Source organism: Streptomyces sp. NPDC050842 (genome assembly GCF_044456565.1).
Classification (GTDB): Bacteria; Actinomycetota; Actinomycetes; order Streptomycetales; family Streptomycetaceae; genus Streptomyces.
In genome coordinates, this window is sequence record NZ_JBITGA010000005.1 from 159,137 (window position 1) to 173,043 (window position 13,907).

The following is a 13,907-nucleotide window of genomic DNA, read 5'->3' on the forward strand; positions in this document are numbered from 1 at the left end:
CAGCTTCCGGTGTGCTCGCCCCACCCCGCCAATGGCACCATGACGCCGTGACTCACGCACGGCAGCACCCGAACAGCGCACCCGTCCAGGTCGTCGCCCACCGCGGAGCCTCCGAGGACGCCCCGGAACACACCCTGGCCGCCTATGTGAAGGCCATCGAGGACGGCGCCGACGCCCTGGAGTGCGACGTCCGGCTCACCGCCGACGGCCACCTCGTCTGCGTCCACGACCGACGCGTCAACCGTACGTCGAACGGTCGCGGCGCCGTCTCCGCCCTCGAACTCGCCGACCTCGCCGCGCTCGACTTCGGCGTCTGGAAGGAACGCGAGGAACGCGGCGAAGCCTCCGAGAGCCCCGACTGGGGAGACCCCGAGTACACCTCCGTCCTCACCCTGGAGCGCCTCCTGGAGCTCGTCTCCGACGCCGGGCGCCGGGTCGAGCTGGCCATCGAGACCAAGCACCCCACCCGCTGGGCGGGCCAGGTCGAGGAGCGGCTCCTCCAGCTCCTGAAGCGGTTCGGACTCGACGCCCCGGCGTCCCGCGACGACTCTCCCGTGCGGGTCATGAGCTTCTCGGCCCGTTCCCTGCACCGGATCGCCGCCGCCTCGCCGACCCTGCCGACCGTCTCCCTCACCCAGTTCGTCACCCCGCGGCTGCGCGATGGACGCCTCCCCGCGGGCGCGCGCGTGGCGGGCCCCTCGATCAGGATCGTCCGCCACCACCCCGCCGTGATCCTGCGGCTCCAGAAGGCAGGGCACCAGGTCCACGTCTGGACGGTGGACGAGCCCGAGGACGTCGAGCTCTGCGTACGTCTGGGCGTGGACGCGATCATCACCAACCGCCCCAAGCAGGTGCTCTCGCAGCTGGGCCGCGACTGAGCTCCTGCCCCATTCGTCACACCTTCCCCAGGGCTTACGGGGAGTGCACCGGCGCGTTCAGCGCGTACGCGATCGTCACGAGTGCGACACGCCACGTGCGTTGGCCGGTTTCCGGTCCAGTCCAGTGGGGCATCCACACGGTGGCGTGGGGCAAAGGAGGTCTCGGGGGTGGCGTTGGTGGTGGCACAAGAGGTGCCCACGTCGTCGAGCATGGCCGTACCCCATGGCCCTGCGGGCGTGGGTGAGGCGAGACACCAGATGCGGGACGAGTTGTACCGCAGCGGGGTGTCCGAATCGGTCGTCGACGACGCGGTACTGATCCTTTCGGAGCTGCTCAGCAATGCCTGTCGTTACGGCAGGCCGCTGGGACGGGCGGAGCGGGGCGAGGGCGATGTCCTGGCGGCCTGGCGGGTCGACCCGGCGGGTGGTCTGCGGGTCGAGGTGACGGACGGCGGTGGTCCCACGAGACCCGTGCCGTCCACGCCGTCGGTCACCGCACGCGGCGGACGCGGGCTGAACATCATCAGCGCGCTGGCCCAGGACTGGGGCGTACGGGACAGCGCGACCGGCGAGGTCACGGTCTGGGTCGTGGTCACCGAGGGGCACCGCCGCGAGGACTTCGCGGCGCGAGTCGGCGGCGGCTCGGCCTTCGACTTCCTCGATACGTACGACGATCTGGACTGACGCCGGGACACCCGGGCCGCGATCCGGCATGCCCCGGGCCCCGGTCCGGCATGCCCCAGGCTGCGGTCCGGGATGCCCCCGACCGACGCGCGTCGGACCGGCGCGCCTCGGGCGGGGCCGCGCCCCGCCTGAGGAGCGGCGGTGCCCTGTGCGGCTAGGCTCGCGCCCGATACAGCACGCACACAGCACCGCCGCGATCGGGAGAAAGCCACACCATGGCCAAGAAGCGCCCCCAGACGAAGGCCGGCAAGGCCGGCCAGGCACAGGTCACGAGCGGGGAGATCCCGGTCGTCGGCGCGCGCGAGCCCTGCCCCTGTGGCTCGGGCCGCCGCTACAAGGCCTGTCACGGCCGGTCCGCCTCGCACGCCGTGACCGAGCTCGTCCAGCGCCCCTTCGAGGGCCTGCCGGGCGAATGCGACTGGGTCGCGCTCCGCGAGCTCGTGCCCGCCGCCACCGTGCCGCTCACCCTGAAGGGCGGGCTGCCCGAGGGCGTGCCGTCCGTGACGCTCGCGACCGTGCTGCCGATGGCGTGGCCGGCGCTGCGCCGCGACGACGGCTCCGTCCTGCTCGCCCTGCAGAACGACTCGTCCTCCGGCGACCTCGCGCGCGACCTCGCCGACACCCTCCAGCGCGCCCTGGAGACCGAGCCGGGCACCCCGGTTCCCCCGCGCCGCGTGCCCGCCGAGGGCCCTCGCCTGCAGGAGCTGCTCGACGCGGACGCCCCGTTCGCGCCGGAGGTCCACACGGGCTTCGAGTTCTGGATCCCGGCGTCCGCGGACGGTGCCGACCCCGAGGTCGCAGCCTCCCTGGAGCGGGCCAACGCCGCCGCGATCCCGACGGTCAAGCTGACCGGTGTCGACTCCGCGTACTGGTGCGAGACCCCGGACAAGAACCACCTGCGCTGGGTCATGCCGCACCCGGAGGAGAAGCTCCTCGACGCGCTCGCCCGGCTCCAGGCCGGCGAGGGCACGTCCCTCGGCGCCGACACCCGGCTCGTCGGCTCCTTCCGCGCCCACGGTCTGATGGTGCCGGTGTGGGACCTGCCGACCTCCATGACCGCCGAGGAGTGCGAGAAGCCGGCCGCCGAGTTCGCCGAGCGGCTCGCCGGGGCGCTCGCCTCGGACGCCCCGCTGACGGCCGAGGAGCGCCGGGCGCGCGGCGGCCTCACGAACCGTCAGGTGACTCTCAGCTGATACCCCAGGTGGTATCGGTGACTGACAGACCGACCAGTCGGTGACTTCCACCACAACCCGGTCTGCGGGCGGGGAAATCCCTGTCCGAATAACCGAGATCGAATTTGCGAACAGCAGATCTCTTGTTACCGTTCTGGAAGCCCGGTCGCTGGTGCATCCCCCGTCGCCAGCGACCGGGCGTTTCCATGCCCGCCCCAGGCCGCGCCGGGGCGTCGGCGCTCAACTTCCTTCGGTGTCCGCCGTGTTGCTCCCCGACCTGAGCAGCAGCGGGGTACTTCCCCCTTCGCCGGTACCCGCGAATTCCGCGACCGCCGTATACGCCGTGGCCTTGCCCTGACCGCGTTCCCTGGGCGTTTCACAGGTTCCCGGTTCGTCCTGCGCCGCGACCGGACAACGCACGTGCACGGTCCGCCCGCCGGGCGCCATCAGGGTCAGAAACGCGTCGAGTTCCTGCCCTGTCGCGTTCCGGTAGTACGTACGCGCCCACGTGTCGGGACCCTCGGCCAGGACGCAGGTCTGCGCCTCGATGCCGTCGGGAGAGGCGAGTTCCGGCCCACACTTCGTGATCCGCTCGGGAGCCGCCGGAACAGGGGAAGGCGTGGGCGTCACCGAGGGCACGGCCGGGGTGGCGGGAGCCGGATCCGGGCCGGCCTCGGCAGGCTCCGCCGTACGGGATCCGAGGCCCAGCCCCAGGTCCGGCAGCAGGCCCCCGTCGCCGGGCTTCGCGTCGCCGGAGCCGGCGGGCCGTACGGCATCACCCCTCAGCCCCGTCAGCCCCGTCGGGCCCGCCACCGCGACGATCGGCAGCAGGACGGCGACCGCTACGGCCGCCCCGAGTCCGATCACGCGGAGTTTCGCCGGGCTCATCACCGGACTCATGCGACCCACCTGCCCTTTCGCCCGGGATCTTCGACGGGTGGGGCGAACATATCGGCGGCCGGCGGGCGGCCGGTCGGCCGCGCGCCCGTTTCCCCTGCAAGTCGGGCCAGGACACACCCGTTCGGGTGAACGGGCCGGGCCCGCGCCCGTACGCGGCCGGCCGTCAGTACGTGAGCCGGCTCCCGCCGCCCGGCGTGCTCGTGCTCGCCTCGACCAGGGCGTCCACCACGGCCTCCACGTCCGGCAGCCACGGCCTGGCCGAGCCCGCGAGCGGCGCCCGCTCCCACCGCACCTGCCCGCTCCCGGCGACCGAGGGCGGCAGCAGCAGATAGCCGCCCTCGCCGTGGAACCGCAGCGAACTGGGCACGCTGTCCTTCGCGTACAGCAGCTCGCCCAGCCGTTCGAGGCCGTACGGGGCGACGAGGATCGACCAGCGCGTCGGCGTCGCCACCACCGGGCCGAGTCGCATGCCCATCGCGTCGAGCGCGGTCAGCGCCCGCGCTCCGGCCACCGCGGGCAGGCTCACCGCGCAGGGCGCGCCGCCGCCCGTGGCGAGGACCACCGGGGCCTCCGGTCGCCTGGTCCACCACCAGCGGATCATCCGCTCGTCGGTGGTGGCCGCGAGGAGCCCGGGGTCGTACGGGTGCGCGCCGGGCACCGCGCACTCGGGGTCGGGGCAGGCGCAGGCCGGCCCCGCTGCCGTGCGGGTCTTCGCCCTCAGGCCCACGCCCGGCAGGACGGGCCAGTCCCACTCCGCGAAGGTGACCGCCGCGTCGAGCCGGGCGGTCAGCACCTCGCGCCGGAGCCGGAGCCTGCGTCGCCTGCCTCGTCTCACAAGGGGTCCCAGGATTCCGAGGATCTCGCGCATGAGCGCTCGTTCCTTTCCGTTGAACGCCGAATCCACATCACACCATGTGCAGATCTCTTCACCGTGCGTATCAGCGCGTACAAGGTCGGTGGTGCGCCGCCCCGCGCCGAGGCGGGGCCGACGGGCCAGGTATGAACCGGTGGAGCCAGGTCGAGCCGGGGAGGAACCGGTGGAGCAGGTCAGAACCAGGTGAAGCCAGGTCGGAACCAGGTCGAGCCAGGTCGATCCGTATCGGTGCCAGATCTAAGCCGGGTCAGAACACGTTCCCCGCCACTGGGGGACGAGCCGAGGCCTGCGGCACGTAAGACGCCGGGGTTCCACGGCACGTTCCGGGGCAGCTCCAACTGCCCCTGCCTGTCATCGAGTACGTACCCAGCACGCTCGGAATGACGCGCTTTCAAACGACGCCAGTCGACCGCAAAAGGTGCACACCGGGGGCAATTTTCGGCCAACTTCCCTCGTACTTCAACCCTTGCGTCCAAGCTCACGGACACCACAAGTCCCATGGGGACAATGCTGGACATCGCTCCTCCAGTGCGTGTACATGTGGATGCATCGAGCGGCGCAGAATGACATGGGGGTTTGCGATGCTATGGCGTCAAACGCACCAGTCGGAAAGCCGACTGACATGAGCGCCCCACACATGCCGAATGTGGCTGGAATCGATTCCACGGTTCCCTCTCCCCCGCACACTACGGCGCCCCTTTCCGGGGTCCCCGCGGCGGCGACGCCCGTCGACGCGGCTCTCCCGCCCGGCGTGCTGATCCAGGACCGGCTGGCCGGCTGGGTCTCCGACCTCACCACCCTCCACGAACTCACCGAGCGCCTCATCAGGACCTCGTCCCTCGACGAAGCCCTCCCCGAGGTGCTCGGCGCCGGGGCGGCCCTCGTCGGCGCCCGCCGGGGCATGGCCGTCCTCGAACCCGCCGACGGCCTCGGCCCCGCCACCACCATCGGCCTCGGGCTCGCCCACGCCGAGCTCGGCACGATCGAGACCGTCCCGCGCGGCGCGACCAGCTACGGCCGCCTCCTCGACGGCCTCCCCGATCCCGCCGACCCGGCCCGCGTCCCCGATCCGATCGCCATCCCCGACGTCCGTACGGAGGAGGGCCTCGACCCGCGCCACCGCGAGGTCGCCGCCCGCCTCGGCTACGCCGCCAGCTACGCCCTCCCCCTCGCCACCGAGGAGGCCGGCCGGCTGGGCGCGGCCGTCTGGCTCTACGACGAGCCCGCCGAGCCCTCCGAACGCCAGCGCCACCTCATCGGGCTCTACGGCCGCTTCGCCACCGAGCACCTCGCCCGTCTCCTCCAGGTCGAGCGGGCCCGCGCCCAGGTCGCCACCGTCGCCGAGGAGCTGCTCCCCAGCCGCCTCCCCCGCGTCCCCGGCGTCCAGCTCGCCGCCCGCCACCGCACCGGCCCCCGGGGCGGCGGCGACTGGTACGACGCGCTGCCGCTGCCCGAGGGCGCCCTCGGCCTCTCCGTCGGCTCCGTCTCCGGGACCGGCCCGAGCGCGCTGGCCGCCATGGGCCGGCTGCGCGCCTCCCTCCGGGCGTACGCGGTGATGGAGGGCGAGGACCCTGTCGCCGTCCTCTCCGACCTGGAGCTCCTGCTCCGGCTCACCGAGCCCGCGCGCTCGGCGACCGCGCTCTTCGCGTACGCCGAGCCCGCGCAGCGCCGGATCGTCCTGGCCGGGGCCGGGCACGCGCCGCCGCTGATCATCGGCGACCACCGCACCGAGTTCGTCGAGACCTCGCTCTCGGCTCCGCTCGGGATGCTCTCCTGCTGGGAGGCGCCGAGCGTCGAGCTGTCCCCCGCCCCGGGAGAAACGGTGCTTCTCTACACGGACGGGCTGCTCCGCCGTACCGGCGACGCCATGGACCGGGCCTTCGCGCGGCTCCACGCGGCCGCTTCGAGCGTGCCGAAGGCGGACCGGGGCGACCCGGGCGCGATCGCCGACCACGTCCTGCGGACGCTGCTGCCGGAGGGCCTCACCGCGGCCGGTGCCGAGGAGGAGGACGTGGTCCTGCTCGCGGCCCGGTTCGAGTGAGCGCTTCCGGGCGTCCGGGCGCCGGGCGCCGAGGCGTCGAGGCGCCGAGGCGTCGAGGCGTGAGCGGAACGTGACGCTCCGGTAATAGGCCTTCCGGCCCTGGGCCCCCTTCCGTACGACCGTACGATGGTGGGGGTTCAGTGTCGTACCAAGAGGAGGCAGACCCGTGGCCGAGGAGCTCACGCCGGAGACCCCGGAAGAGTCGACCGAAGAGCAGGCGATCAAGCAGCGGAAGAACGGCCTGTACCCGGGCGTGTCCGACGAGCTCGCCGAGAACATGAAGTCCGGCTGGGCCGACACCGAGCTGCGCGATCTCGCGCCCATCGCGCAGGCCGACAAGACCGCCGCGCGCCGCGCCGCGCTGTCCGCCCGCTTCCCGGGCGAGCGCCTGGTGATCCCCGCCGGACAGCTGAAGACCCGGTCGAACGACACCGAGTACGCCTTCCGTGCCTCGACCGAGTACGCGTACCTCACCGGCGACCAGACGCAGGACGGCGTCCTCGTCCTGGAGCCGGCGAAGAGCGGCCACGAGGCCACGATCTACCTGCTGCCCCGCTCCGACCGCGAGAACGGCGAGTTCTGGCTCGACGGCCAGGGCGAGCTGTGGGTCGGCCGCCGCCACTCCCTCACCGAGGCAGAGCAGCTCCTCGGCGTCCCCGCGAAGGACGTCCGCGAGCTGACCGCCCACCTGAAGGAGGCCACCGGCCCCGTCCGCGCCGTCCGCGGCCACGACGCCGGCATCGAGGCGGCGCTGACCGACAAGGTCACCGCCGAGCGCGACGAGGAGCTGCGCGTCTACCTCTCCGAGGCCCGTCTCATCAAGGACGACTTCGAGGTCGCCGAGCTCAAGAAGGCCTGCGACGCCACCGCGCGCGGCTTCGAGGACGTCGTCAAGGTCCTCGACAAGGCCGAGGCGACCAGCGAGCGCTACATCGAGGGCACGTTCTTCCTGCGCGCCCGCGTCGAGGGCAACGACATCGGCTACGGCTCCATCTGCGCCGCCGGCCCGCACGCCACCACCCTCCACTGGGTGCGCAACGACGGCGACGTCCGCTCCGGCGACCTGCTGCTGCTCGACGCCGGCGTGGAGACCAACGAGCTCTACACCGCGGACATCACCCGCACCCTGCCCATCAACGGCCGGTACACCGATCTCCAGCGCAAGATCTACGACGCCGTGTACGAGGCGCAGGAGGCCGGCATCGCCGCGGTGAAGCCCGGTGCCGCCTACCGCGACTTCCACGACGCCGCCCAGCGCGTCCTCGCCGAGAAGCTCGTCGAGTGGGGCCTCGTCGAGGGCCCGGTCGAGCGCGTCCTGGAGCTCGGCCTCCAGCGCCGCTGGACCCTGCACGGCACCGGTCACATGCTCGGCATGGACGTCCACGACTGCGCCGCCGCGCGCACCGAGGCGTACGTCGACACGACCCTCGCGCCGGGCATGTGCCTGACCGTCGAGCCGGGTCTGTACTTCCAGGCCGACGACCTGACCGTGCCGGAGGAGTACCGCGGCATCGGCGTCCGGATCGAGGACGACATCCTCGTCACCGAGGACGGCCACGTGAACCTCTCGGACGCGCTGCCGCGCCGCTCCGAAGAGGTCGAGGCGTGGATGGCCGGCCTGAAGGGCTGATCTCCGCGATCACGCGTACGTTGGAGACGAAGGGCCCCCGCCGACCGACCGGCGGGGGCCCTTCCCCGTATCCGTACACGCCTCGCTCGGGCTCAGGCCATCAGCAGGCTCAGGTCGTCAGCAGGCTCAGGCCATCAGCAGGGACGGGCCGTCCTTCCACTTCAGGATCTTGTCGAAGCTGACCACCGCGCCGCCCCGGCCCGAGCGGTTGCCGAACTGGACGTGATCGGCGAGCTCTTCGATCAGACGCAGCCCCCGGCCGTGCTCGGCGTCGTCCGAGGGGGCCGTCGGCGCCGTCTGAGCGCCCGGGAAGCCCGGGCCGGAGTCCGCGACCTCGATACGACAGGTCTCGCCGTCCAGGTACGCCGTCACGCGGTACGCCCTGCCCGTCCCACCGACGGCGTCGCCGCCGTGTTCGACCGCGTTCGCACAGGCCTCGGTCAGCGCCACCGACAGGTCGTACGACACGTCGGGATCGACGCCCGCCGTCTCCATCGTGCCCATCAGAAGCCGGCGGGCCAGCGGCACGCTCGCAGCCTCGCGCCGCAGATGCAGTGACCACCAGATGCTCATGCTCCAGCCTCCCGGCAGCGGCTCGACATACCGATACCTATTGCCGGACGGAACCCTTCGTAAGCCCCCGAAGGCGACAAGAGCGCTCGTTCGGCGGATGCACCACGCCGATACGCCGGTGTATGTCACCCCGAAGACGCCCAAGAACGACCTTCCGGACCTGCCTCATGCCGGACGTACCCCTGGTGCGATGATGGGCCCGCCATGACTGCCCCCGCGCTCGCTCCACGGCTGCTGAGGGCCGCGGTGTTCACCGCGGTCTGCGTCGTGCTGTCCGCGCTGGGACACGCCCTCGCCGCCTGTGCGGGCATCGCCCTGTGGACCCTCGTCGCCGGTTTCCTCGGCGTCTTCGGGACCACGCTCCTCTTCACCGGACGCGAACGCTCCCTCGCCTTCGTCGTCGGCGCCCTCGCGGGCGGGCAGCTCGGCCTGCACACCCTCTTCAGCCTGGGGCAGCGGCCTCTCGCGCTGAGCCCCACGGCCGACGACGCGCTCGTGCGGATGGCCGCCAAGCTGGTCTGCGGAGCGGGCACCGGGGCTCTCAGCCCGGCCGACGCCGCCCGGGTCGTCGCCGACGCCGGGCTCGACCCGGCCGACGCCCACGCCCACCTGGGGCACGCGACGGCTCCGGCCGCGGGGCTCCTGCCCGGACTGCCCATGCTCCTCGGCCATCTGCTCGCGGCACTCGCCGCGGGCTGGCTGCTGCGCCGCGGCGACCGGGCCCTGGTCCGGCTCGTCCAGCTCTCCGAGCAGGGCGCGACGGAGCTCGCCGAGTGCACCCTCGTGCGCTCGCTGCGGGCCGCCCTCCGCCTCGTACGGAGCCTGCTCGCCGGGCTGCCCGCCGCCCCGCACGCCGGATCGCGGCGGCCGGCCCGTACGGCCTTCGACTCCTCTCCGCCGCCCGTGTTCGAGGCGCTCGAGGACACGGTGATCAGGCGCGGCCCTCCGGCCGCCGACTGCGTCCTCGCAGCCTGACGCGGACCGCTCACCAGGAGCGGCGCCGCGTACGCCCGCACGCCTCGACAGGGGTACCGCCCCTCTCGACAGGGGTATCGCCCCTCGGCGTGCCGGATCCCGCCGTCCTCTCCCGAGCTGGAGTGTCTTCTGCCATGAACGTTTCCCGTTCTTCCTCCTCGCGTCTCTCCGCCGCCACGCGTGTCGCCCTCGCCGGTGGCAGCGCGCTCTCCTCCGTCGTGCTGCTGTCCGGCACGGCCTTCGCGCACGTCAGCGTGCAGCCGCAGGGCGAGGCCGCCAAGGGCGGCTACGCGACCGTCAACATCAAGGTCCCGAACGAGCGCGACAACGCCTCCACCGTGAAGCTGGAGGTCAACTTCCCGCTCGACCACCCGCTGGCCTCCGTCATGCCCCAGCCCGTCCCCGGCTGGAAGGCCGAGGTGACGAAGAGCAAGCTCAGCAAGCCGCTGGAGCTCCACGGCAAGAAGATCAACGAGGCCGTCTCCAAGGTCACCTGGACCGCCGACGGTTCGAAGATCGGCCCCGGCCAGTTCCAGCAGTTCCCGCTCTCCCTCGGCCAGCTGCCCGAGGACGCGGACCAGCTCGTGCTCAAGGCCATCCAGACGTACGACAACAAGGAGGTCGTGCGCTGGATCGAGGAGGCGAAGGAGGGCGCGGACGAGCCGCAGAACCCGGCCCCCGTCCTGAAGCTCTCCGCCGCGAGCGATGACCACCACGGCGCCGCCACCTCTCCGTCGGCCTCGGCTTCCGCCTCCACCGACGCGAAGGGCGGGCACGACGACAAGGCCGGCGCCCACGAGGAGAAGACGGCCGCCGCCTCTTCCTCCTCCGACACCACGGCCCGGATCCTCGGCGTCATCGGCATCCTCGTCGGCATCGCCGGCGTCGCCTTCGGCGTCCTCGCCGGCCGCCGCCGCTCGGCCTGACGCTCCCCCTTCCTTCCCTCTCCCTCCACCCGACCAGTTCGGAAAGAACCACCATGTCCGCAGAGAAGACACCCACCTCGCAGCCCGGGGACGGCACCGCCCGCCCCGGGCGGCGCACGCCGCTGATCGTCGCGGCAGTCGCGATCGTCGCCGCGCTCGGCATCACCGCGGCCGTCGGCCTCGGTGACAAGGACGACAAGGCCTCCGGCACGGGCTCGAGCTCGGTCGCCGAGGTCTCCGGCGTCGACGACTCCACCAAGGCCGCCACCGTCCTCGACCGGCCGTTCACCAAGCCCTCGCTCGTCCTCACGGACACCAAGGGCCAGAAGTACGACCTGCGGGAGCAGACCAAGGGCAAGGCGACCCTCGTCTACTACGGCTACACGCACTGCCCCGACGTCTGCCCCATGACGATGAGCAATATCGCCATCGCCATGAAGCAGCTCCCCAAGGCCGACCAGGACAAGCTCGAGGTCGTCTTCGTCACCACCGACCCCGAGCGGGACACCCCGGCCGAGCTCGCCAAGTGGCTGCCCGCCGCCGGCGACGCCTCGTTCACCGGTCTCACCGGCGACTTCTCCGCCATCCAGGCGGGCGCCCGCTCGATGGGCATCGGCATCGACCCGCCGAAGACGGAGAACGGCAAGGTCGTCTCCATGCACGGCGCCCAGGTGATCGCCTTCTCGCCCACCACCGACCAGGGCTACGTCCTGTACGGCGAGGACACGACCGTCGAGGACTACGCCAAGGACCTGCCGAAGCTCATCAAGGGGGAGAACCCGTGAACCGCCGCACCACCGCCCTGTCCGCCGCCGTGGCCCTCGCCGCCGCACTCGCGCTGACCGGGTGTTCGTCCGACAGTGACAAGCCCGAGCTGAAGGTCAGCGGCGCGTACATGCCGCAGCCGGTGATGGACATGGCCGGCGGCTTCCTCACCGTCACCAACGACGGCGGTACGGCGGACAAGCTCACCTCCGTCACCAGCCCCCTCTCGGACGACGTCACGATCCACGAGACGAAGGACCAGAAGATGGTGGAGGTGAAGTCCTTCGACATCCCCGCGAACGGGGAGCTGAAGCTCGAACGCGGCGGCAACCACATCATGTTCATGGAGCTGAAGAAGAAGCCCAAGCAGGGCGAGAAGGTCAGCATCGAGCTCCACTTCGAGAAGTCCGACCCCATCAAGGTCGACGTTCCCGTCGAGGCAGCCAACCACAACCCGCAGCAGCACTGAGCTCGTTGACGGAGTGACACAGAGATGACAACCACCGCCCCGCGCCTCGGTACCGCCGTCGCCCGGCTGCTGATCCTCGCGGCCGCGCTGCTCGGCACACTGCTCGCCGGCGCCGCCCCCGCCTCCGCGCACGCGGCGCTCACCGGAAGCGACCCGAGGGACGGGGCGGTGGTCGCCACCGCTCCCAAGGAGGTCAACCTGACCTTCTCCGAGCAGGTCGCGATGAGCGCCGACTCGATCCGGGTCCTCGACCCGGCGGGACGGCGCGCCGACACCGGCGAGATACGCGACCTGTGCAGCGGTGCCATCGTCCGGTACGGAGTCGGGCTCCGCGCCGGACTGCCGGACGGTACGTACACCGTGGCCTGGCAGACCGTCTCCGCCGACAGCCACCCGATCGCCGGCGCCTTCACCTTCTCCATCGGTGCCCCCTCCACGACCTCCGTCACGCTGCCCGAGCAGAACGCCGGCGGCGGACTCGTCGGCACCCTCTACGGCATCGCGCGCTATCTCTCGTACGCCGCCTTCGCCGTCCTCGTCGGCGGCGGCGCCTTCGTCCTGGCCTGCTGGCCGCGCGGGGCGGGCGTCCGCCCGGTCCAGCGGACCGTGGTCCGGGGCTGGCTGACCCTCACCGTCGCCACGCTCGCGATGCTCCTCCTCCGCAACCCGTACACCGGCTCCGGCGAACTCTCCGACGCCTTCGACCTGGCGGGCCTGAAGTCCGTCCTGGAGACCAAGACCGGGGCCGCGCTCACCTCCCGTCTGCTGCTGCTCGGCGCCGCGGCGCTGTTCGTCGCGGTCCTCTTCGGCTCCTATGCCCGCCGTACCGACCCGAAGGAGAGGAAGGACCTCGCCTTCGGCCTCGGCCTCGGCGGCACGGTCGTCGCCGCCGGGATCGCCGGTACCTGGGCGCTGGCGGAGCACGCGTCGACCGGCATCCAGCCCGGTATCGCCATGCCCGTCGACATCCTGCATCTGCTGGCCGTCGCCGCCTGGCTCGGCGGACTCACGGTGCTGCTCGTCGCCCTCTACCGGACGCCCTCCGTCGAGCGCTCGGCGGTGGAACGCTTCTCGAAGGTCGCCTTCGGCTCCGTGGTCGTCCTCGCGGCCACCGGGCTCTACCAGTCCTGGCGCCAGGTCGGCTCCTGGTCCGCCCTGACCGGCACCCGCTACGGGCAGCTGCTGCTGGTCAAGATCGGTCTGATGGTCGTCCTCCTCGGCATCGCCTGGATCTCGCGCCGCTGGACCCAGCGCCTCGCCGATCCGACACCCACCGAGGAACCGGACACGGAGGCCGAGGCAGCGGAGGAGGGTGAGGAAGCCGAGAAGGTCGAGGCAGCCGAGGTTCTCGTCGGCGTCGCCTCCGAGCCCGGACCCGACGCCGAGCCCGAGCCCGACCCCGAGCGGGCCGCCCAGCTCGCCCGGCAGCGCGCCGCCGTGGCCACCGCCCGCCGCAAGCGGGAGCGGGACGCCGACCCCGAGCGGGCCGGTCTGCGCCGCTCGGTGCTGACCGAGGCCGCTGTCGCCGTTGTCCTCCTCGCCGTGACCACCGTCCTCACCTCCACCGAGCCCGGCCGCACCGAGGAGGAGGCCGGCCGGACCGGCGCCACCGCCGGCTCGGCCGCCGTGCCCGACCGTCCCGTCGACGTCCGGCTGCCCTTCGACACCGGCGGCGTCGACGGCAAGGGCGTCGTCCGTCTCAGCCTCGACCCCGGCCGCACCGGCGCCAACGCGCTCCACGTCTTCGTCGAGCGCCCCAACGGCAAGCCTCTGGACGTCCCCGAGATCAAGGTCGCCTTCACCCTGGAGGCCAAGGACGTCGGCCCGCTGCCCGTCGCCCCCGACCGCATCCAGACCGGACACTGGAGCGCGAACGGCGTCCAGATCCCGATGCCCGGGGAGTGGAAGATCCAAGTGACCGTCCGCACCTCCGACATCGACCAGACCACCATCGACAAGAACGTGAAGATCGGCTGACCCTCGTGACCGAGAGCGACAACAGCGGCAACAGCGGCAACAG

General features: G+C 72.2%; 13 protein-coding genes. 10 read left to right on the plus strand and 3 right to left on the minus strand.

What is annotated here, in order from left to right:
- Window positions 1-47: 47 nt before the first annotated feature.
- From ACIBG6_RS17695 to ACIBG6_RS17705, 3 genes are all read left to right on the plus strand, one after another.
- The gene (locus tag ACIBG6_RS17695) at window positions 48-878 is read left to right on the plus strand and encodes a glycerophosphodiester phosphodiesterase (RefSeq protein WP_399223507.1); all 831 of its coding nucleotides are present in this window, start codon (window positions 48-50) and stop codon (window positions 876-878) included.
- An 81-nt stretch (window positions 879-959) separates the two neighbouring features.
- On the plus strand, window positions 960-1,562 hold the full coding sequence (locus ACIBG6_RS17700; protein ID WP_399223508.1) for an ATP-binding protein: 603 nt from the start codon (window positions 960-962) through the stop codon (window positions 1,560-1,562).
- A gap of 215 nt (window positions 1,563-1,777) precedes the next feature.
- Window positions 1,778-2,755 (plus strand): DUF5926 family protein, encoded by a 978-nt coding sequence (locus ACIBG6_RS17705; protein ID WP_317597325.1) that lies wholly within the window; start codon window positions 1,778-1,780, stop codon window positions 2,753-2,755.
- Window positions 2,756-2,974: 219 nt separating this feature from the next.
- Here ACIBG6_RS17705 and ACIBG6_RS17710 read toward each other — a convergent pair whose 3' ends face one another.
- Both ACIBG6_RS17710 and ACIBG6_RS17715 read right to left on the minus strand, forming a co-directional pair.
- The gene (locus ACIBG6_RS17710) at window positions 2,975-3,634 is read right to left on the minus strand and encodes a hypothetical protein (protein ID WP_399223509.1); all 660 of its coding nucleotides are present in this window, start codon (window positions 3,632-3,634) and stop codon (window positions 2,975-2,977) included.
- 163 nt (window positions 3,635-3,797) lie between these two features.
- Window positions 3,798-4,502: a bifunctional DNA primase/polymerase gene (locus tag ACIBG6_RS17715; protein ID WP_399223510.1), complete on the minus strand. Its 705-nt coding sequence runs from the start codon at window positions 4,500-4,502 to the stop codon at window positions 3,798-3,800.
- Between the two features lie 592 nt (window positions 4,503-5,094).
- On the opposite strand from ACIBG6_RS17715, the gene ACIBG6_RS17720 reads away from it, so the two are divergent.
- A complete protein-coding gene (locus ACIBG6_RS17720) occupies window positions 5,095-6,549 on the plus strand; it encodes a PP2C family protein-serine/threonine phosphatase (protein ID WP_399223511.1) in 1,455 nt (484 codons plus the stop codon).
- Between the two features lie 166 nt (window positions 6,550-6,715).
- Window positions 6,716-8,179, plus strand: a complete 1,464-nt coding sequence (locus ACIBG6_RS17725; protein WP_399223512.1) for an aminopeptidase P family protein — start codon at window positions 6,716-6,718, stop codon at window positions 8,177-8,179.
- Window positions 8,180-8,305: 126 nt separating this feature from the next.
- On the opposite strand, the gene ACIBG6_RS17730 is transcribed toward ACIBG6_RS17725, so the two are convergent.
- A complete protein-coding gene (locus ACIBG6_RS17730) occupies window positions 8,306-8,752 on the minus strand; it encodes an ATP-binding protein (protein ID WP_399223513.1) in 447 nt (148 codons plus the stop codon).
- 204 nt (window positions 8,753-8,956) lie between these two features.
- Between ACIBG6_RS17730 and ACIBG6_RS17735 the strand changes: the two genes are divergently transcribed.
- The 5 genes from ACIBG6_RS17735 to ACIBG6_RS17755 all read left to right on the plus strand — a co-directional run bounded on the left by ACIBG6_RS17735 (window position 8,957) and on the right by ACIBG6_RS17755 (window position 13,864).
- On the plus strand, window positions 8,957-9,727 hold the full coding sequence (locus ACIBG6_RS17735) for a hypothetical protein (protein WP_399223514.1): 771 nt from the start codon (window positions 8,957-8,959) through the stop codon (window positions 9,725-9,727).
- Window positions 9,728-9,861: 134 nt separating this feature from the next.
- A complete protein-coding gene (locus tag ACIBG6_RS17740) occupies window positions 9,862-10,653 on the plus strand; it encodes a YcnI family protein (protein WP_399223515.1) in 792 nt (263 codons plus the stop codon).
- A gap of 53 nt (window positions 10,654-10,706) precedes the next feature.
- Window positions 10,707-11,438 (plus strand): SCO family protein, encoded by a 732-nt coding sequence (locus ACIBG6_RS17745; RefSeq protein WP_399223516.1) that lies wholly within the window; start codon window positions 10,707-10,709, stop codon window positions 11,436-11,438.
- Entirely contained in the window at window positions 11,435-11,887 is a 453-nt protein-coding gene (locus ACIBG6_RS17750; RefSeq protein WP_399223517.1) for a copper chaperone PCu(A)C, read from the plus strand. Before ACIBG6_RS17745 ends, ACIBG6_RS17750 begins: the two co-directional genes overlap by 4 nt.
- A 24-nt stretch (window positions 11,888-11,911) precedes the next feature.
- Window positions 11,912-13,864 carry a copper resistance protein CopC gene (locus ACIBG6_RS17755; protein ID WP_399223518.1) on the plus strand — a complete coding sequence of 651 codons (1,953 nt, stop codon included), beginning with the start codon at window positions 11,912-11,914 and terminating at the stop codon, window positions 13,862-13,864.
- Window positions 13,865-13,907: the final 43 nt, after the last annotated feature.